We start from the raw sequence: 18,142 nt of genomic DNA, 5'->3' as shown, positions 1-18,142 counted from the left end.
GTGAAACGCGTTTGCAGGACGCCGAGTGCGGGCCATGACGCCCAAATGATTGCGCGGATCGCGCCGGCGGCGATGATCTTCGTGCCGAGCCGTGGCGGCACTAGCCACAATCCGCGCGAGCACACGGACGACGATCAGCTCATCGACGGCGCGAACGTGCTGCTGGATGTGGTCCTGGAGCGCGTTGGCACGGCGTCAGGCCCGCGTTCGCGCGGTTAGGTTCCGACCGCCGCGGCTTCATCGAGCGCATCGTAAATGCCGATGACCCCCGCGGCGACGTTGTTCCAGTGATCGATGGCGTGCGTGCCGACGACGTCGTCCCAGAACGACTCCGATCCATATTGAAGACGTTGCGCGTGTAACCGTCTCGTATAGAGCTGCAGATCGAACTCGGCGGTGATGCCCATCGCGCCCACGAGCGCATGTGCGCCGTTCGCCACCAGCGGCGCGGCTCGCACGCGCCTTCGCAATGGCCGCCGCACGATGCTCGAATAAATGCGCTCCGGGCCGCTGCGCTCGAACGCGAGTTCCGCGGTGACCTGTTCCCAGCCCGCGCCTTCGGTGCCGATCAGTGCGTCATCGGGCAATTCCACATCGTCGAAGGTGACTTCGGAGAAGTGCGCATCGCCGGTGAGGTCCCGGATTGGCGCGACATGCACGCCCGGCAGTGACAGATCGACAATCACTTGCGAGCCCGCGATGCCGGTCCTCGGGCGCCCGAGGTGCGCACGATTGGGCAGCCATTTTTCTAACAAAAGATTAATCTGGATAGCGAAATAACGACCGTGCTTTTTTGTTCGGATCTGTCGCTTACAACTATTCACGGCGTATCTTTCTGCGGCCCGACATCGATGAGCGTTAGCCGTAAGGGCCAGAATTAACCTGCGGGCTAACCCGAACAAAGACGAGGTAAACGTGTAAATCGACTCAAGGTAGACGCGCCCGAGCCGTTAGTAGGGGAAAGCTCAGATGTCACGCGGAAAGCAGCCGCACAGGAGAAAGAATTGGGCGGATTGCTGATGGAAGAGGCGTCGCCGCGCGCCGCACGGGTGGCGCGCCTGCCGATTACGGATATTTCGCGCGGCCGGAGGTGTTCGCGGTGCGCGCTACGCCGCCGCCCTTCAACGCGGTGCTGGCGGTGATGGAGTTGCTGATGAACAGCGGCCCTTGGCGTTGCGTGCCGTGCTCACCGGTTCGCTCTCGTTGCTGCATTTGGCCCATGGCGCCAGCGCCCGCGCGTTCTGGCAGGGCTTGCCGCTCGCCGGCGACGTGCTCGCCGCACTCGTGGAGCGCAGCGGCGTGCTCGGCGAGCGGTACGAGCCGGTGATGTCTCCTGCATTCGCCTGATACCACCGGAAGCCCCCTGAAACAAGCACAACGGTAAGCTGGATGACCGGTTCCCCAAGCCTATTCGCGACAGATCATTACGGAGTGCAAATTGAAATCAGTACAGCAGCATGGCGTGGACGAGCGTACCACTCTGACGAGCAATAACCGGCTCGAACTGCTCCTCTTTCGCCTGGGTTCGGCGCGCAAGGGGACGGTCCGCGGCCTTTACGGCATCAACGTCTTCAAGATTCGCGAAATCGCGACCATGCCCGAGCTCACGCCGATTGCAGGCTCGCCCGAGCATCTCGCCGGCGCGGTGGATATTCGCGGCCAGATCATTCCGGTGATCGATGTCGGCTCGATGATCGGCTCCGTTTCGGAAAAGCCGCCCGGCATTCTGCTCGTGACCGAGTTTTCTCGCGGCACGCAGGCGTTCGCCGTGGAGGAAGTGGAGGACATCGTCCGGCTCGAGTGGAGCGAGGTGCTGAGTGCGGAATCGAGCGGCACCACGGGCTATGTGACGGGCGTGGCGCGCATCAATCCGGGCACCGCGAACGCGCGCCTCGCGCAACTGCTCGACGTCGAGCAGATCATGCGCGACGCCTTCCCCGAGCAGCACACCGAAGTGGGCGCCGACGCCGTGGGCGAAGCCGTGCGTCTTGCCGGCGGCCGCATCCTCGCTGCCGACGACTCGGGCTTCGCCCGCGCGCTGATCGGGCAGGCGCTCACCGCCCTCGAAGTGCCGCACGTGATTGCCCACAACGGCCAGGCCGCGTGGGAGATCCTCCAGCAGATGGCGACTGATGCGCACAGCGAAGGCATCGCAATTCGCGACAAGGTTTCGCTCGTGATCACCGACCTCGAAATGCCTGAGATGGATGGCTTCATGCTCACGCGCAAGATCAAGGCCGACCAGCGCTTGAAGCACCTTCCGGTGCTCATTCATTCGTCGCTTTCAGGCAGCGCCAACGAGGCGCACGCGCGCAACGCGGGCGCGAACGGATACGTCTCCAAGTTCGCACCTGCGGAGCTTTCGGCGGCGATTCGCAGGGCGCTGGCCGCCTGACGCGAGCCACAAAACCCCGGTGGCCAGCGTGGAGGAGCTGACTTTGGGCTGCGGCAGCGGCGTGACGCGGAGCGCGCCCGGCGGCGCAATCCTGTGAACACCTCCCCTTAAACCCGGCTTTTCGAGCGATTAACCGGGAGGTGGTTGCCTGACAATCTCTAGAAACGCGGGGTGGGCTCGCACTTTCTCGAGGCAGATATGTCAAGCAGCATTACGATCACGGACGAACTGGTTGCTGAAATCGCGGAGCGGATGGCCGACGAGGGTCAGAAGGTTTCTCCCATGGCCATCTGGTCCGAAGTTCATACCGGTTCGGTGGTCGCAGTGGCTGCCTCGCTGCGCAAGTGGCGCGAAGAGCGTGCGCCGCGCGTGCAGCAGGTCGTGGAGCGCCCCGGGTTGCCGGAAACCGTGACGGACACGATGCGCGACGCGCTCGACCGTCTGTGGACGTCGGCGCAGGACGAAGCCGAGCGAGCCGTGGCGCGCCGGCTGCTGTCGATGCGCGAGCGTGTCGAGGACGCGTGCAACGAGCGCGACAACGCGCTCGAAGAGCTGCAGAGCACGGTCCAGGAACTCGACGCCCTGCAAGTTCAGCTGGATAACATGACGCGCGCCTACGAGACCAGGCCCAATGCCGGCCCGGCTCTCGAGGAAGACATCGCGAGCGCGATCGAGCGCGCCGACGCAGCCGAGAAGCGCGCCGAGGAACTGGCCGGGCGCGTTTCGGCCCTCGAGGCAGAACTGGAGCGCGCGCTCGCCGAATTGGCCGCTGAGCGCGAAGCGCACGCGGCCCAGGCCGCCCAAGCCGAAGCCGCTGAGGCAGCCGCGGAGGAAAGCGGCCAGGCCGAGCCGGCAGCCTCGACCGGGAATGACGAAGCGGAGCGCGCAGCGCTGGAAGCGGCTCACACGGAAGCTGTGGCGAAGCTCGAGGGCGAACTGGAAGCGATTCGCGCGGCGCTGCAAGCCGAGCAGGAAGCGCACGCGGCCCAGCGCGAACAGGTCGCCGGTGCCCAGGCCGAGCGCGATGCCGCCGCCACCGAACTGCAGAATGCCCAGCAGCAGCTCGCCAGCCTGAGCGACGAGCGCACGGCCGACGCCTCCGAAATCGCGCGTCTCACGGCGAGCCTGACCGAGGCGCAGGAGCGCGCCGACGCCGCGCAGCAGCAGGCGACCGAACTCGCCGAGATGGGCGAATTCGCCAAGGCCGCGGAATCGAGCGAAGCCGCCGAGGGCGCAGCCGAGGCACAGCCCGCGGCCGCCGATCCGGAAGAAGTCGAAGCGCTGAAGGCCCAGCTTGCCAGCGAGACGGCCAGGCACGCCGCCGCGATTGCCGATGCGCGCGAGAACATCAAGCGCTGGTCCGAGTACGCGAACGGACTGAAGCAGCAACTGGCCCAGGCCAACGAAAAGGCGATCGTGGGTCTCGCCCGCAGCGCCGGCGAAGCCTCGTTGAGCCGCCGCCTCGCCACCGAGCTGGGCCAGGTCGCGCCGGAGCATGAACTGCTGCGCAAGGAGTCCCAGCAGCAAGTGGTCGTCGAAGCGGTCAGCGCCCATCTCGAGCAGCAGGGCTATGCCTACGACGCCAAGACCGGCATGGTGTCGAAGCTGAGCACCGAAAACGCGCCGGCCTGAGCGCACCGTAGACCGTCCGTTTGACGGCGCATCGCGAGTGCGTGCGCCGACCTGGTTCCCAATGACCGCTGCCTGAGTGCAGCGGTTTTTTTTGCGCCGCCTCGATGGATCCGCTGACTGCACGCGCGCAGGCATCGGGACAAATGCCGACTTCCAGCCAGCCGAACGCCCGCTTTCCCGAAAACGAATTGTTGGCCTCGCGCGCCTGAACCACACTGGCACCTGTCCAGTGGCGCGCACAAACGAATCAGGCGGCCGCCGCGCAGCAGACTCCAAAGCAGACAAAAGCCCCCAAGGGCAAAGGAGGAGACATGACGCGACCCAACACGCAGCACGGGAGCATCGGCAAACCGGGACGCGAACGGCCCGCACAGACGAACCTGCGCGGCGCGCTGGCGGCGGCGCTCGCCATCGCACTCGCGCCGTCGTTCGCGCACGCCACGGAATGGCGCGTGGGCGTCGAACTGCCGCTCACCGGCGCGCTCGCGCAGGCGGGCACCGAAATGTACCGCGGCATTCAGGTGGCGGCCGACATCTACAACCGGCGCCATCCGCAGGACAAGATCACGCTGGTGGCCGTCGACGACGAATCGAACCCGGCCAAGGCCGTCGCTGCTGTCGAGCAACTCGCCTCGCAGCACGTGGTCGCGATTGCGGGCGCAGCCAATTCGAACTGCGCCGGCCCGGCGTCGGAAGCTGCGAACAAGGCCGGGCTCGTCTACGTGACGTCGGGCGGCACGAGCGATGACATGGTCACGCGCGGCCTGAAGAACTTCTTTCGCGTGAGCAACACGCCTGGCTACACGAAGGGCATGGTGGGCCTCTTCAACACGCTGGGCGTGAAGTCAGTGGCGATCGTCTACTCGACGAAGGACGCGACGAGCGACCTCGCGAAGCAGCTCGACACGGCGCTCAAGGCGCAAGGCATGAAGACCTTCCTGCATGCCTACGATCCCTCGATCGGCGACTTCAAGCCACTCGTCAACAAGGTCAAGCTGCAGGACAAGCCCGACGCCATGGCGATGCTCGGCTACGAGAACGACTACGTGGGCATTCTGCGCGCCTCGCGCGTGCTCAAGCCCGACCTGAAGGCGATCGCGGCGCCATGGGCGTTCGCGAGTCCGAAGATGGCGCAGTCGTTCCCAGACCTCGTGCCGAACGTGTATGGCGCGACCGTGCTCTCTTCGCCGGCCGACTACCGCTCGGCGGACCAGCGCGACTTCTCCGACACGTACCAGCGGCTCTTCAAGACCACCTCGAACTATCAGTCGCAGACGTCGTTCGTCTACGCGCAGCTGTTGTTCGACGCGATCGCGAACGCGCAGAAAGCGGGCACGCTCGACAAGGGCGGTCTCGCCGACACGCTGCGCGCGACCCAGCGCGACGACACGTTCCTCGGCAAGGTAGCGTTCGACGCACGCGGCGACAACACGAACTACGTGGCGCATATGGGCCAGTTCGCGCGCGACGGCAAGCTCTCGCTCGTCTGGCCCGCGACCTACGCGACGGCGAAGCCGGTGTATCCCGGCGTGCCGTGGTAACGAAAACATAGAAAAACGAAACAGGGCGAGCACTGCAATTGAACGGTGCCGCTTCCTATTACCGAGACTCAGGTTTGGAGGTTCGATGGACCGCTTCGCGACTCGCAGCAAGCCGCGCGCCCTCGTGCGCGCACTCTTTCGCATCGGCGCGGGCGCCGCAAGCGCCTGCGCGCTGCTCGCCCACACGCCCGCCGCATTTGCCGACACACTGCCCGTGGGGGTGGAGTTGCCGCTTACCGGTTCGATGGCGCGTGCAGGCAACGCGCAGCTCGAGGGCATCCGGCTCGCCGCCGATCTCTTCAACAACGGTAGCGGTAAACACAAGGTCGCGCTCACCGTGGTCGATGACGAGGCGCAGCCCGCCAAGGCCGTATCGGCGGTGGAGAAGCTCGCGTCGCAAGGCGTGCTCGCCATTACCGGCGGCTATGGCTCCAATTCGGTGAGCCCGGCTTCCGAAGCGGCCGACAAGGCGGGCATCGTCTATATCACCTCGGGGGCCGTGGACAGCGCGATGACCTCGCGCGGCCTCAAGCACTTTTTCCGCATCGGCCCCGCATCGGGCTATTCGAAGGCCGTGGTGGGGCAGTTGAACGCCATGGGCGTGAAGTCGGTTTCGATTCTCGCCTCGACGAAGCAGGCCACCACCGACCTCAGCAACGAAGTCTCGACGCAACTGCGCGCGCAGGGCGTGGCGGTGACGGTGCATGCGTTCGACCCGGCGATGACGGACTTCAAGCCGCTCGTGAACAAGGTGCGCTTGCAGGACAAACCCGAAGTTCTGCTGATGATCGCTTACGAGAACGACTATATCGGCATTCTGCGCGCGGCCAAGGTGCTGCGCCCGCAACTAAAGGCCGTGATGGGCGCGTGGTCCATCGTGACGCCGAAAATGACCACCGACTATCCCGATCTCGTGAACAACGTGATCGGCTGCGCGATGCTGCCATATCCCGCGGACTTCGGCACGGCCGACGGCAAGGCCTTCGTGCAGGCATATCAGGCTGCATATCACAAGGAGCCCGACTATCTGGCCGAATTCGCCTACGTGCAGTCGCGGCTGCTGTTCGAGGCCATGGCGCGCGCTGCCGACGCGGGCACGCTCAAGCAGGACGGCATTGCCGCCGAACTGCGCGCGAAGCCGCACGACACGCTGATCGGAAAGGTGAGCTTCGCGCCGAACGGCGACAACCCCGTGTTCCTGAACAACATGGCGCAGATCCAGGGCAATCGCATCGTGCTCGTGTGGCCGAAGGAGCGCGCCACGGGCAAGCTGAACTACCCCGCGCTGCCGTGGTAATTGCGCGCGCAACGAAGGAGGAGCCGCGATGACGGACCTGTTGCTGCAATCGCTGTATTCGGGCGTGCTGGTGGGCGGCGCCTACGCGCTCGTCGCGCTGGGGCTCGCGCTGGTATTCGGCTCGATGCGCATCATCAATCTCGCCCACGGCGAACTGGTGCTGCTTGCCGCCTATATCGCCTATACGTTCGAGACGAAGCTGGGCCTGAACCCCGTGTTCGCAATTCCGGTGGCGATTCCGGTGGTTTGCGCCGCGGCGGCCGCTGCGTGGTATCTGGTTAGCCGCATCAAGCGCGACCGCGAGCTGAACTCGCTGATTCTGACCTACGGAATCGGCATCGTGTTGACCAATGCCGTGCTGCTGGGCTGGGGCGCCGACGTGCGCTCGACCGGCAGCGCATGGCTGCAGGACAGCGTGATGCTCGGCAACCTGCTTTCCATGCGCAGCGAAGTGCTCTCGTTCGGTATCAGCGTCGTGCTGATGCTCTCGCTCTGGTGGTGGCTCTCGCGTTCGTGGTATGGGCGCGCCGTGCGCGCGATTTCCAGCAACCGCGATGCGGCGCGCCTGATGGGCATCGACCCGCGCAAGACCGAACTGATCTCGTTCGTCGTAGCAGGGCTGCTCGCTTCGTGCGCGGGCGTGTCGATCTACGCGTCGAGCGCGATCCAGCCATCCATCGGCGAAGCGCTCACCGTCAAGGCGTTCATCATCACGGTGCTCGCGGGCGTGGGCTCGATTCCGGGCGTGCTGGCGGGCGCGATGCTGCTCGGCATTACCGAGGCGCTCACCGTCACGCTCGCCAGTTCGGCGTTGCAGGAACTCGCGGGCATGCTGCTGTTTCTGCTCGTGCTCTACGTGCTGCCGAACGGCTTGTTCGGTGTGGCGAAACGAAGGGGATGAGATCGATGTCGACTTTGAAAATCACACTGGCCTGGTCCGGCCCGCGCCTGGCCGGGCTCGCGGTGGCGCTGGCCGTGCTGTATGCGGGCGTGCCGCTCGTGTTCGGGCAAAACCTGTATCTGATGAGCCTGGCGGTGGCCTCGCTCACGATCGCGGGCGTGGCGCTCGCGTGGGCGCTGCTCGGCAATCTGGGCGGCATGGTGAGCTTTGGCCACGCGGCATTTTTCGGCGTGGGCTCGTATATTTCCGCGCTCCTCACGCTCAAGGCCGGCTGGCCCGTGTTTCCCGCGATGCTCGCGGGCGGCGTGGGGGCGGCAGTTGCCTCGCTTGCGATGGCGCCCGCGCTGCGTCTGAAGGGGCCGTACTTCGCGCTTGCCATCCTCGCCTATGCGCAGATCTTCCGCATCATCGCGACCGAATGGTCCGATCTCACGGGCGGCGCGAGCGGCCTTTCGAGCATCCCGGGGCTGCCGAAGGTCGCGGGCTTCGACTTCGGCAGCAAGAGCGGCGGCTACCTCGTCGTGCTCACGCTCGTGCTGGTGTTCGCCGCGATCTATGCGCGGCTGCGCGGCAGCCATGTGGGACTCGCGCTGCGGGCGATGCACGAGTCGGAGGACGCCACGCGCGTGGTGGGCGTGAACAGCGTGATGCTCAAGCTCGCCATGTTGATGCTTTCCGCGCTGATGACAGGGCTCGTCGGCGCATTCAACGCGCACTACATCAACTTTCTCGAACCCGACTACGCGTTCAACGCGAGCTGGGCCGTCGTGCCGATCATCGCGGCGATCTGCGGCGGCTATCGCACCATCCTCGGACCGCTCGTGGGCGCGGTGACGGTCTATCTGGTCGACCAGCTCGTGCTCAAAAGCCTGCTGCCGACGGGGCACCAGATCGTGCTGGGCATGCTGCTCGTGGCGATGATCATCGTGAGCCCCGCGGGTCTGACCGCGCTGCGCTTCAAACGTACCCGGCGAGGTGTCTATGCAGCAAGCTGAACAGGCGGCGGAACTGCGCCTGCAGGATGTGTCGATCCGCTTTGGCGGCATCACGGCGGTCAACGGTGTAAAGCTCTCGCTCGGCACGCGCGATGTGGTGGGGCTGGTCGGCCCGAACGGCGCGGGCAAGACGACGCTTTTCAACGCGATTTCGGGGCTCGTTCGGCCCACGAGCGGCTCGATCCGTTTCGGCGATGTGGATTTGTTGAAAGCGCCGCTCTATCGACGCGCGCGCCTGGGCATCGGCCGCACGTTCCAGGTGCCGCAGCCCATGCACGAGCTCACGGTGCGCGAGAACCTGATCGTCGCGCAACGCTTCGGCACGGGGCGAGTGGACGAGGCGCGCATCGACGAGATCCTCGCGTTCCTGGGACTCGAAGGCAAGGCGCAGCGCGACGCGGCCACGGAACTTGCGCTCACCGAACTGAAGGCGCTGGAGGTCGCGAAGGCGCTCGCGACGGGGCCGAAGCTGCTGTTGCTCGACGAAGTGCTGGGCGGTCTCGAAACGGCCACCAAGCGCCGCTTCATGCAAACGCTGCTGGCGGTGCACGAGCGATACAGCGTAGGTATCCTCATCATCGAGCACGATATAGAAACCGTGATGAGCCTGTGCCGGCGCGTGTGCGTGCTCAACTTCGGCAAGCTGATCGCCGATGGGCCGCCCGCCGAAGTGTTCCGCGATCCCGAGGTCGTGCGCAGCTATACGGGGGAGGCCGCCCATGCTTGAGGTCAGCAGCGCCCGCGCCGGCTATGGCGCGATCAATGTGTTGTGGGACGTTACGCTCAATATCGCGAGCGGCGAGGTCACGACGATCGTGGGCCCGAACGGGGCGGGCAAGACCACGCTGCTACGGGCGATCATGGGGCTCGTGCCGCTGGAGCGCGGCCAGATCACCTTCGACGGCGCGTCGCTCGCGGGCGTGCCTACATGGGACATGGCGCAGCGCGGTGTCGCGATGGTGCCCGAGGGGCGCATGATTTTCCGCGACATGTCGATCGAGGAGAATCTGATGCTGGGCGCGTTTGCGAAAACGCGGCGCGCGGGGGCGAAAACGCAGCTCGAGGAAGTCTATGCGCTGTTTCCGCTGCTCAAGGAGCGGCGCGCGCTGCCTGCGGGCACGCTATCAGGCGGGCAGGCGCAGATGCTGGCGCTGGGGCGCGGGCTTATGTCTTCGCCGCAACTGATGCTGATCGATGAGCCTTCGCTTGGGCTTGCGCCTGTGATGGTGCAGGAAGTTTTTGCGATCCTGGAGCGGCTTAAGGGGGCGGGGCGTACTATCGTGCTGGTGGAGCAGAATACCAATATGGCGCTGCGGCTTGCGGATCAGGTTTATCTCATGCAGGGCGGGAAGGTTACGTTTGCTGCGCGTGCCAGGGAGGTGAACGTGGAGGTGCTTCACGATATGTATTTTGCGCGGTAGCTTTTTTGTCAATAGCGTTTCATGAATCGCATTCATGAAAGCATGCGCGATCCAGGCCTTTATCGAAAAGCCACTCCGTATTTAAATCTCCACTTTGGCAACGAGCTCGAAGTGAGAGGATATGGACTATCGCAATCTGGGCCGCAGTGCACTCAAAGTTTCGCCGCTGTGCCTCGGCGCGATGATGTTTGGCGGCGAGACCGACGAAGCCGCGTCGAAACGCATCATCGACAAGGCCTTCGAACAGGGAATCAACTTCATCGATACGGCGGACGTCTATCACGGAGGCCGCTCGGAAGAAATCGTGGGCCGCGCCATCGCGGCGCAGCGCGACAACTGGGTCGTGGCGACAAAATTCGGTTTCCCGTTCGCACAGGGGCCGAATGAGCAGGGGCAGTCGCGCAAGTGGATCTACCAGTCGGTGGAGGCGAGCCTGAAGCGCCTCGGAACCGACTATATCGACATCCTCTACTTTCACCGCGCTCTGCCCGACGTGCCACTCGACGAAGCCGTGCGCGCCGTCGGCGATCTGATCCGCCAGGGCAAGGTGCGCTATTTCGGCGTGTCGAATTTCCGTGGCTGGCGCATCGCCGAGATCGTGCGCCTCGCGGACCAGATGGGCATGGACCGGCCCGTGGCGAGCGAGCCGCTCTATAACATCGTCGATCGTACGGCCGAGGTCGAGCAGTTGCCCGCGGCCGCGCATTACGGGCTGGGCGTAGTGCCCTACAGTCCGCTCGCGCGTGGCGTGCTGACCGGCAAATACGCCGTCGATGCGCCACCGCCCGGCGACAGCCGCGCGGGCCGCGGCGACCGGCGCATCCACCAGACGGAGTGGCGCGCCGAGTCGTTGCGGATTGCGACCGAGATCGCGAATTACGCCGTAGAGCGCGGCACGACGCCTGTTGCGTTCGCGCTCGCATGGGTGCTCAAGAATCGTCACGTCAGTTCGACGATCGCGGGCCCGCGCACCGAAGCGCATTGGGACAGCTATATCGACGCGCTGAACCTTCAGCTCGGCCCCGACGACGAAACGTTCGTCGACAGCCTCGTGGCGCCGGGGCATGCCTCTACGCCGGGATATACGGACCCGGGCTATCCGGTCGAAGGGCGCAAGACGCGTACGTAATCCGCACCGGCAGGCGCTGCGCTACGCTAAGCGCGATAGCGCAGCGCGTCGATCACTAGCGCGAGCGCGCGCGACGACTGTCGCCGGCTTGGATAAAACGCGTGATAGCCCGGAAATACCGGGCACCAGTCCTTGAGCACGCTTTTCAGGCGGCCTGCGCGGATGAACGACAACGCGGCGTTCTCGGGAACGAACGCGAGGCCGCGACCGTCCAGCGCCGCGTTGAGCATTTGCGGCATGGCGTTGAACGTGAGCTGGCCGTCCACGCGCACTTGCAGCGCATGCTCGTCCTTCTTGAGTTCCCACGCGTACAGGCCGCCCGACGACGTGAGCCGCAGCGTAATGCAATTGTGCTTGAGCAGATCCTGCGGCGCGCGCGGCGCCTTGTGCGCCGCGAAATAATCGGGAGAACCGACGATTGCCATCTTGACGTCCGGCCCGATGCGCACCGCGATCATGTCCTTCTCGACCTGATCGCCCAGGCGCACGCCGATGTCGTAACGATCGGCGACGATGTCGCGCAGGCCGTAGTCCACAGTGATCTCGACCTTGATGTCGGGGTAGTCTGCGAGGAGCGGGCGCAGCTTCGGCCAGATCACGGTGTCGATGGGATGATCGATCGCGGTGATGCGGATGGTGCCCGCGGGCTTGTCGCGCAGTTCGGTGAGCGCGGCAAGCTCGGCGTCGATCTGCTCGAAGCGCGGCGAGAGCGCCTGAAAGAGCCGCTCGCCGGCTTCCGTGGTGGCGACGCTACGCGTGGTGCGCGTGAGCAGACGCAGGCCGAGACGCGTTTCGAGGCTGCGGATGGTGTGGCTCAGCGCCGACTGTGAGACGCCGAGCTGCGCGGCCGCACGCGTAAAGCTGCGCTCGCGCGCGACGGCGAGAAACGCAATGAGATCGCTGAAGTTTTCGCGCGCCATGATGGGGTTCGCTGTGGGGGCGGGTGAAGCGAATCGTATCAAACACGCGAACGGCAGGCGTGCGTCTCGCCTCCTGCCGTTCGACCTCACGACGCTCAGGATCGTCCTGCCCTACGCCGCTTTGATGACGATGGTCGGGCTGCCCGAGACGCTCCTCACGCTCAACCTAACCGACGACGTGACGGCCACGCGCGGCCGCCCCAATGATAAGGAGCGGCCGCGCGTGCACGCCTGGCTCATCGTTCAGTGTGTCAATTGACATTGAAGTGGACGCGAACGTCCTGATGGCTCTCGACGGGCCTACCGTTCTCAATTGCCGGGAAGAAGCGCCACTGCCGCAGCGTGACAAGCAGAATCTGGTTCAGCCGCGGACTTTGCGTGGGCTTCACCAGTTCGATATCGAACGTACCGTCCGCATGGACGGCGAAGCGTACAACGGCGACGGCCTGAAATGCCTGCTCTCGAAGATCGTCGGGGACTTCCGGCAGGGGTTGCGAGAGCAGCCGGGCCTGCTGGCTGACGGGCCCGGTTGAACCGTCGGCGTTCGATGGGGGGCCGGACTGCGGCGTGTCAGCGCCCGGGGCAGAGGCAGTTTTTGACGCGGGCGTTGCGGATGCGTCTTGCTGTGTGGCTGTCGCGCCTCGAGGAGCGTCGGGTGCGGGGCGGGGCGGCGTAAGCTCGCGAGGGGCATGGTGCGCCGCGCTGCTGCGCGCCACCTGCAGCTGCTGCCGTTGCATGCGGGGCGCGCTGTGAGGCGCGGTTGGCGCAGCGAGCCGGACGTTGTCGTGTGGCGTTTCGCTTGCGCGTTGCGCGCGCGGTAGTTCCACGACCTGCAGCTCTATCGCCTGCGGGGGCGCCGCGGGTCGCCCGGAGCCCATGAGCCAGCGCAGATGCGCAAGGAAGAACCACCACGCTATCGCTGCCACCGACGCGGCAACGATAAAGCGACGCACATTGTGGTTGCGGCGTGACAGCGATTCGCTATTCACGATGCACGGCAACGAGAAAATGTTCGGCGCCCGCCTTGCGCGCTTCGAGTATTGCTTCCACGACCACGCCATGCGAAGCGCCGTCGTCTGCGGCTACGACAACACTCCCGTCCTTTCGGAGCAGGTTCGTCACCACCGCGCGCACTTCATCGAGGCGAACGGGCTGCTGGTTCACGAAGATGTGGTTGGCGCGATTCACGGAGATGGTGAGCGGCCGGTCCATCTGCATCGGCTGCGCCTCTCCTCGGGGCAGATCGATATGGACCGCGTCGAGCCGCTGCATCGCCAGTGTCGTCAGCATGAACGTGGCGAGCAGAAAGAACATCACATCAATCATCGGGATGATCTCGATGCGGCCACGTCTCGACGTGCGTGCACGTCTGAGCTTCATGACGCCGCACCGGAGCGTTCGCGCGCGAGGCGCAGGTCGCCGATGCGGCCGTTCGCGAAGGTCTCGACGTCATCCATGAGCCGGTCGACGCGACGCGAAAAATAGTTGAACGCAAAGAGTGCGATCAGTGCGATCACGAGACCGATGGCGGTGGCAACCAGGGCCTGGGCCACACCCCCCGACACGCCCGAAGGGCTGACGAGGCCATCGCCGCCGATCAGTCGGAACGAATGCATCATGCCGACGATCGTGCCAAGCAATCCCAGCAGCGGCGCAGCGGTCACGATCGTTTCGAGCAGCCACAGACCGCGGCCCATCTCGCGCTCGATCTGCGAAGCGGCCGTTTCGACCTGCCCCTCGATACGCCAGATGGGCATGCTGCTGTCATCGAACAGCATGTCCACGCGTCGCAGCACATGTTCGTCCGGCAGTGCGCGTACGGCGCCATCACGCGGCATTCGGGCGTAGCGCCACCAGACGTACATCCGGTCGAACGTGATGGCGAGTGCGAAGATCGCCAGCAGGCTCAACGGGTAAATGACCCAGCCGCCGAGCCGCAACGCTTCGGCAATACCGTTCCATTCGTTCATGATTGGACTACTTTACGCGTGAAATGATCAGAAGTGCTTGGTAATACCGGCATAGATCGCTCGCTGCGGGCCGTACTGTGGCGCACCCACGCCGATGCCGGATCCATCACGCAGTTGGTAGACGCGGCCGAAGGCATTGACCAGCACGAGCCGCGCATCGAAGCGGCCGATCAACGGTTCGCTGAAATGCTGGATCACACCGACGTTGACCTGCGCATACCAGGGCAGTCGCCCGGTATTCGCAAAGCCGCTGCGCAGGCCGCTACCTACGATCGCATCGGTGGTGAGAGTCGTCTGGCCGAGGGAGTAGGTGCCGCCGAACGACGCGGTAATGCGCTGATCGTGATCGAGGTAGACCCAATGGTTTGCAATGTAGGCCAGTTCGTCGGCGCCGAAATTGAACTGCGCCGATTCGATGTTCTTGCCCTGCGCGCGGCTGAATGCGACATTCAGATAGGCCGTCACATTGTCCTGGTGGTAGCTCGACGTGAACTCCACGCCGTAGACGCGCCCATACTGGTAATTGAATGGCGTGAAGATGAGCGCGGTACCGAATTGCCCCTCGTCGAGCAGATTGCTGGCGCGCTTGTAGTACGCGTCGAGTCCAACGGTCAGGCTGGAGGTGAGGCGCTGCGTAATGCCGATGTCGAAGTAATCGGCGCGTTCGGGCTTCACGGGATCGTTCTGCGCGTTCGGGCTCTGGTTGGTCGTGCCGTTGAACTTGCTGACCGTGGAGTCGGAAACGAGTTCGAAAGCCGGCGGCGTGAAGTAGCGCGCGTAGCCGGCGTGCAGCGTCGTCGCGTTGGTCGGCTGCCAGACGAGTCCGACGCGCGGGCTCAGTTGTCCGGCCTGCACATACTCGTCCATGCGGTCGTAACGCAGACCATAGTTGAGTGTCAGCTTCGGCGTGATCTTCCACTCATCCTGCAGGTAGAGGCTATACAGATAGCCTGTTTTGCTGTTGGCATCCTGAATCGTGAGTGGCTGGTCGGAGGTCTGATTGCCGTTCGCGTCGACGGGAAACACGGCCACGCTGTTGTCGAACACGGCGTGCTCCTGCTGGAACATGAGACCCGCGCGCAGCGTGTGTTGATCATTGAGCCGGTAAGTGAAATCGGCTTGAACGCCATTCGCCTGGTTGCTGTGGAAGTCCTCCGATGCGACGCCATTGAAAATGAGGTCGCCGACCGGGTCCGGATTGAACTTGGTGCGCGTGTAGCGCGTGAACAGCGCCACCTGGTAGTCGAGTGCGCCACCGTTGGTGCCCTGCAATGCCACCACCGCGAAGTTGTTCAGCTCCGACTGGGTCTCGTTGAGGTTCGCCGAGTCGAACGTGGACTGGCCGTTCAGCGTGTAGACGGGGGCGAGCCCCGGCGTATTCGGAATCTGGAACTGGTTGCTGGCGGTGCCGAACATCACACTCACGCGCGTGAGCGGGTTGAGCAGGTACGACATGTAGCCGAAACCGTTGCCCTGGCGCGTGTGGTCGTGCAGGGGGCTGCCGTCCGAGGTGGGCGCCTCGATGCCGAGATTGTTCTGGCCGAGCGAACCGGCGAAGTAATAGCTGAACGGGCCGCTGGAGCCGAACACATCGGCGCTCGTCTGGATTGTCTGGTGACTGCCGCCGTAAACGTCAATCGTGCCGCCGTTGCCGGTGTCGCCGGACTTGGTGCGGATGTCGACGATGCCCGCCGTGCGATAGCCGTACTGAGCCGGCAGCGCACCCGTCACGAGATTCACCTGGTCGATGATCCGCGTATCGAGCGACTGCCCGAAGCCGCTGATCGGCTCCGGAATGATGATGCCGTTGAGGCGGTACTGCAGGTTGGCATGGTCACCGCGCACGTGGAGCTGACCGTAGGAATCGTTGGCGACGCCGGGCGCCTGGAGCAGAACCTGGTTGAGCGGCGTGTTCGCGCCTTGCGGCGACGAGTCGATGTCGGCCTGCGTGATGCGGTAGACGCTCGCACCCACTTCGGGCTGGAGGCCGTTGCGAGCGCGGTCAAGGCGCTGGGCGTTGACGGTGATGTCGAGCGTGGAGTCTTTCTGGAGCACGACAGCGACCGGCTCGGGCGCCTGTCCCTGTGTCACCGTCGCGACGCGTGTGACGGTGCCGTAGCCCGTCGCTTCCACGTTGACGGCGTAGGTGCCGGGCGCGATGTCCTCGAGCCGGAAGTGCCCGCTGGCGTCAGCCGTCGTCTGGGCGACTTTTTTGCCGCCGGCGTCCTGGAGCGATATCTGGACATGGGCGGGCGCGTGGCCCTGCGCGTCCGCTACCGTGCCGGCAAGCGTGGTTTCGCCACTGGCGGCGATCGAGCGGGTGCAAAACGTACAGGCGAGCAGCACCATACCGGCCTGCGATTTCAGCGAGCGGTTCATTGTTTTGTTGTGATTTCGGGGTGGACGCGCCTTTTGTCAGGCAACGACGCGCCATCGATCAATCGAGCGTTGGCGCGCAGGATTGGTAATGTTATAACGTAACATAAAGAATTGGCAATCCCCCGCATCGCGCCGATCCAGGGCGCCAGGAACGGGCATGCTCACGCTTGATTGATTTCCCGTGGCGCTCGCTTTCGAAAATCGCTCGACCGGGTGTTGGAAGGAGAGGGGAAGGCTTCAGGGGCGCGGCGTCTTCGAGCCGAGGGGGCGCCCTGGGACCGTCGCGACGTTGGGGCGCACTTGCCGGATGACGCAATCGCCGCGAACCGGCTTGCTGCGATCACGTCATCCGGCAATCGATACGCGGCCGTTATTGCTGGGCGCCTGTCGATACAAAGGCCATGCCATGCGGACTGGCCAAATTGGTTACCAGCGGCAGAAGTGCTCCGCTGCGCAAGTCAAGTTGGCCAACGTAAGCCGGCACTGCCGGCGTGCTACCGGAAGCGGCCACACCCGTCGAGGCGGAGAAAGCCGCGTCACGCTGCCAGACATTGGCGCTGATCTTGTACACCGTGTTGGCTTTCGTATCGGATACCAGCAAGTACCCCTGTCGCGCCGCGGCGAATACCGTGTCATCAACCTGCACGTTGCCGAGAAGTGGCAGATATTGCACGCGCGGCTCATCGCCCGACGAGCGCAACAGGACAAGCTGACCGTCTCCCTGATCATCGAGCAGTACATCTCCCGACGGCGTGAGCGTCATTGAATCCGGATCGGTCAGGTTGAGGGTTGCCACCGTGCCAAACGGAATGTTGCTGGCGTCGAGCGAGCCGCTCATAACCGGCGTAACGTCGATCCTGTAGCTGTTTGCATCAAGGTGCACGACGCGGACGATCGCGGGCCCCGTATTCTTGCCGCTAGCGCTAAGGGTGGGATTGGACGCACTGAAGTAGGCCTGGCCGTCCTTGAACACGATGTCGTCATAGCCGCCACCGTGCAGCGTTTTGGCGAAGGAATACGGCCTGGAGGCCTGGCCGGTCGCGGGATTGATGATGACGAGGTTCGGATTCGCATCCTCGTTCTGCATCGCCCAGATCTCGCGCGTGTATGGATTGACCTTCAGGCCATCGTTGTGTCCCGCGACTTGATACGACTTCACGACGCTGCCGTCCAGCGTGTATTCGACAATCACGCTCATCGCGCCATTCGTGCCATCCGGTGCGCCGGTGTTTGCATAGCCGACCCAAACGTGATCATCAAGCACGGCAAGTGAGTCCGGTGCGCTCATCAGCCCGCCTGAACCCGTGGCGAACACGGACAGGCTGAATCCCGGAGTGACTATCGGTTTTGCCGCGGTCTGGGCGTCGGCGGCACCGGCCGCGAAGCAGAGTACGGTGAACGCGAGCGCGGTGCGGCTAAAAATGCGGCTTGCTGCGTGAAGAGTTTGAATGCTTCGCATGTTCATCTCCTGAAGCAGGTACGCGGGCAGAAAAGTCGGGGCGCCATCGTTTCCGAGGCGACCGGTAGGAAACCGAAATAGATGGAAACACGGGGACGTGACT

Annotated in this window: 17 protein-coding genes and 2 pseudogenes; 12 read left to right on the top strand and 7 right to left on the bottom strand. The window is 64.4% G+C overall.

All coding sequences use genetic code 11. From position 1 onward, the window contains the following. Nucleotides 1-27 precede the first annotated feature (27 nt). A pseudogene (locus tag AB3X98_RS17490) lies at nt 28-219 on the top strand (M20/M25/M40 family metallo-hydrolase); the annotation flags it as partial. Between the two features lie 260 nt (nt 220-479). On the opposite strand, the pseudogene AB3X98_RS17485 reads toward AB3X98_RS17490, so the two are convergent. Next, nucleotides 480-692, bottom strand: a pseudogene (locus AB3X98_RS17485) (acyl-CoA dehydrogenase); the annotation flags it as partial. Between the two features lie 475 nt (nt 693-1,167). On the opposite strand from AB3X98_RS17485, the gene AB3X98_RS17480 reads away from it, so the two are divergent. From AB3X98_RS17480 to AB3X98_RS17435, 10 genes are all read left to right on the top strand, one after another. Continuing rightward, on the top strand, nt 1,168-1,347 hold the full coding sequence (locus tag AB3X98_RS17480) for a hypothetical protein (RefSeq protein WP_368602042.1): 180 nt from the start codon (nt 1,168-1,170) through the stop codon (nt 1,345-1,347). A 91-nt stretch (nt 1,348-1,438) separates the two neighbouring features. Further along, a complete protein-coding gene (locus tag AB3X98_RS17475) occupies nt 1,439-2,395 on the top strand; it encodes a chemotaxis protein CheV (RefSeq protein WP_368602043.1) in 957 nt (318 codons plus the stop codon). 198 nt (nt 2,396-2,593) lie between these two features. Further along, the gene (locus AB3X98_RS17470) at nt 2,594-4,027 is read left to right on the top strand and encodes a DNA-binding protein (protein WP_368602044.1); all 1,434 of its coding nucleotides are present in this window, start codon (nt 2,594-2,596) and stop codon (nt 4,025-4,027) included. A gap of 311 nt (nt 4,028-4,338) precedes the next feature. Continuing rightward, nucleotides 4,339-5,568: an ABC transporter substrate-binding protein gene (locus tag AB3X98_RS17465; RefSeq protein WP_368602045.1), complete on the top strand. Its 1,230-nt coding sequence runs from the start codon at nt 4,339-4,341 to the stop codon at nt 5,566-5,568. Between the two features lie 85 nt (nt 5,569-5,653). Then, on the top strand, nt 5,654-6,865 hold the full coding sequence (locus AB3X98_RS17460; protein ID WP_368602046.1) for an ABC transporter substrate-binding protein: 1,212 nt from the start codon (nt 5,654-5,656) through the stop codon (nt 6,863-6,865). A 28-nt stretch (nt 6,866-6,893) separates the two neighbouring features. After that, on the top strand, nt 6,894-7,766 hold the full coding sequence (locus tag AB3X98_RS17455; protein ID WP_368602047.1) for a branched-chain amino acid ABC transporter permease: 873 nt from the start codon (nt 6,894-6,896) through the stop codon (nt 7,764-7,766). Between the two features lie 5 nt (nt 7,767-7,771). Further along, nucleotides 7,772-8,761, top strand: coding sequence for a branched-chain amino acid ABC transporter permease (locus AB3X98_RS17450; protein ID WP_368602048.1), 990 nt, complete (start codon nt 7,772-7,774; stop codon nt 8,759-8,761). Continuing rightward, complete coding sequence (locus AB3X98_RS17445) at nt 8,748-9,488, top strand: ABC transporter ATP-binding protein (RefSeq protein WP_368602049.1); 741 nt, start codon at nt 8,748-8,750, stop codon at nt 9,486-9,488. The genes AB3X98_RS17450 and AB3X98_RS17445 overlap by 14 nt, the downstream gene beginning before the upstream one ends. Further along, a complete protein-coding gene (locus AB3X98_RS17440; protein WP_368602050.1) occupies nt 9,481-10,182 on the top strand; it encodes an ABC transporter ATP-binding protein in 702 nt (233 codons plus the stop codon). Before AB3X98_RS17445 ends, AB3X98_RS17440 begins: the two co-directional genes overlap by 8 nt. A 121-nt stretch (nt 10,183-10,303) precedes the next feature. Then, on the top strand, nt 10,304-11,311 hold the full coding sequence (locus AB3X98_RS17435) for an aldo/keto reductase (RefSeq protein ID WP_368602051.1): 1,008 nt from the start codon (nt 10,304-10,306) through the stop codon (nt 11,309-11,311). A gap of 26 nt (nt 11,312-11,337) precedes the next feature. Here the strand turns inward: AB3X98_RS17435 and AB3X98_RS17430 are convergent, their stop codons facing one another. Next, nucleotides 11,338-12,231, bottom strand: coding sequence for a LysR family transcriptional regulator (locus tag AB3X98_RS17430; protein ID WP_069266851.1), 894 nt, complete (start codon nt 12,229-12,231; stop codon nt 11,338-11,340). On the opposite strand from AB3X98_RS17430, the gene AB3X98_RS17425 reads away from it, so the two are divergent. Beyond that, a complete protein-coding gene (locus tag AB3X98_RS17425) occupies nt 12,230-12,490 on the top strand; it encodes a hypothetical protein (RefSeq protein WP_368602351.1) in 261 nt (86 codons plus the stop codon). The genes AB3X98_RS17430 and AB3X98_RS17425 overlap by 2 nt on opposite strands. Here AB3X98_RS17425 and AB3X98_RS17420 read toward each other — a convergent pair. The 5 genes from AB3X98_RS17420 to AB3X98_RS17400 form a co-directional block, all read right to left on the bottom strand. Then, complete coding sequence (locus AB3X98_RS17420) at nt 12,483-13,220, bottom strand: TonB family protein (protein ID WP_368610290.1); 738 nt, start codon at nt 13,218-13,220, stop codon at nt 12,483-12,485. The two genes, AB3X98_RS17425 and AB3X98_RS17420, sit on opposite strands and share 8 nt — an antisense overlap. Beyond that, complete coding sequence (locus tag AB3X98_RS17415) at nt 13,213-13,611, bottom strand: ExbD/TolR family protein (protein ID WP_368602053.1); 399 nt, start codon at nt 13,609-13,611, stop codon at nt 13,213-13,215. The genes AB3X98_RS17420 and AB3X98_RS17415 overlap by 8 nt, the downstream gene beginning before the upstream one ends. Continuing rightward, nucleotides 13,608-14,201, bottom strand: coding sequence for a MotA/TolQ/ExbB proton channel family protein (locus AB3X98_RS17410; protein WP_069266847.1), 594 nt, complete (start codon nt 14,199-14,201; stop codon nt 13,608-13,610). The genes AB3X98_RS17415 and AB3X98_RS17410 overlap by 4 nt, the downstream gene beginning before the upstream one ends. Before the next feature lie 27 nt (nt 14,202-14,228). Then, on the bottom strand, nt 14,229-16,550 hold the full coding sequence (locus AB3X98_RS17405) for a TonB-dependent receptor (RefSeq protein WP_368602326.1): 2,322 nt from the start codon (nt 16,548-16,550) through the stop codon (nt 14,229-14,231). Between the two features lie 400 nt (nt 16,551-16,950). Beyond that, a complete protein-coding gene (locus tag AB3X98_RS17400; RefSeq protein WP_368602054.1) occupies nt 16,951-18,039 on the bottom strand; it encodes a hypothetical protein in 1,089 nt (362 codons plus the stop codon). Nucleotides 18,040-18,142 lie beyond the last annotated feature (103 nt).

The sequence above is a fragment of the Paraburkholderia sp. BR14312 genome, assembly GCF_040948675.1.
GTDB classification, from domain to species: domain Bacteria; phylum Pseudomonadota; class Gammaproteobacteria; order Burkholderiales; family Burkholderiaceae; genus Paraburkholderia; species Paraburkholderia nodosa_A.
This window is presented reverse-complemented; position numbering and strand designations above follow the sequence as displayed.

What these genes read in the sequence shown, in the direction of transcription:
- AB3X98_RS17450 (WP_368602048.1), top strand. Translation starts at nt 7,772, where the DNA reads ATGTCGACTTTGAAAATCACACTGGCCTGGTCCGGCCCGCGCCTGGCC.
- AB3X98_RS17465 (WP_368602045.1), top strand. Translation starts at nt 4,339, where the DNA reads ATGACGCGACCCAACACGCAGCACGGGAGCATCGGCAAACCGGGACGC.
- AB3X98_RS17455 (WP_368602047.1), top strand. Translation starts at nt 6,894, where the DNA reads ATGACGGACCTGTTGCTGCAATCGCTGTATTCGGGCGTGCTGGTGGGC.
- AB3X98_RS17440 (WP_368602050.1), top strand. Translation starts at nt 9,481, where the DNA reads ATGCTTGAGGTCAGCAGCGCCCGCGCCGGCTATGGCGCGATCAATGTG.
- AB3X98_RS17445 (WP_368602049.1), top strand. Translation starts at nt 8,748, where the DNA reads ATGCAGCAAGCTGAACAGGCGGCGGAACTGCGCCTGCAGGATGTGTCG.
- AB3X98_RS17425 (WP_368602351.1), top strand. Translation starts at nt 12,230, where the DNA reads ATGATGGGGTTCGCTGTGGGGGCGGGTGAAGCGAATCGTATCAAACAC.
- AB3X98_RS17410 (WP_069266847.1), bottom strand. Translation starts at nt 14,201, where the DNA reads ATGAACGAATGGAACGGTATTGCCGAAGCGTTGCGGCTCGGCGGCTGG.
- AB3X98_RS17400 (WP_368602054.1), bottom strand. Translation starts at nt 18,039, where the DNA reads ATGCGAAGCATTCAAACTCTTCACGCAGCAAGCCGCATTTTTAGCCGC.
- AB3X98_RS17430 (WP_069266851.1), bottom strand. Translation starts at nt 12,231, where the DNA reads ATGGCGCGCGAAAACTTCAGCGATCTCATTGCGTTTCTCGCCGTCGCG.
- AB3X98_RS17435 (WP_368602051.1), top strand. Translation starts at nt 10,304, where the DNA reads ATGGACTATCGCAATCTGGGCCGCAGTGCACTCAAAGTTTCGCCGCTG.
- AB3X98_RS17460 (WP_368602046.1), top strand. Translation starts at nt 5,654, where the DNA reads ATGGACCGCTTCGCGACTCGCAGCAAGCCGCGCGCCCTCGTGCGCGCA.
- AB3X98_RS17415 (WP_368602053.1), bottom strand. Translation starts at nt 13,611, where the DNA reads ATGAAGCTCAGACGTGCACGCACGTCGAGACGTGGCCGCATCGAGATC.
- AB3X98_RS17405 (WP_368602326.1), bottom strand. Translation starts at nt 16,550, where the DNA reads ATGGTGCTGCTCGCCTGTACGTTTTGCACCCGCTCGATCGCCGCCAGT.
- AB3X98_RS17470 (WP_368602044.1), top strand. Translation starts at nt 2,594, where the DNA reads ATGTCAAGCAGCATTACGATCACGGACGAACTGGTTGCTGAAATCGCG.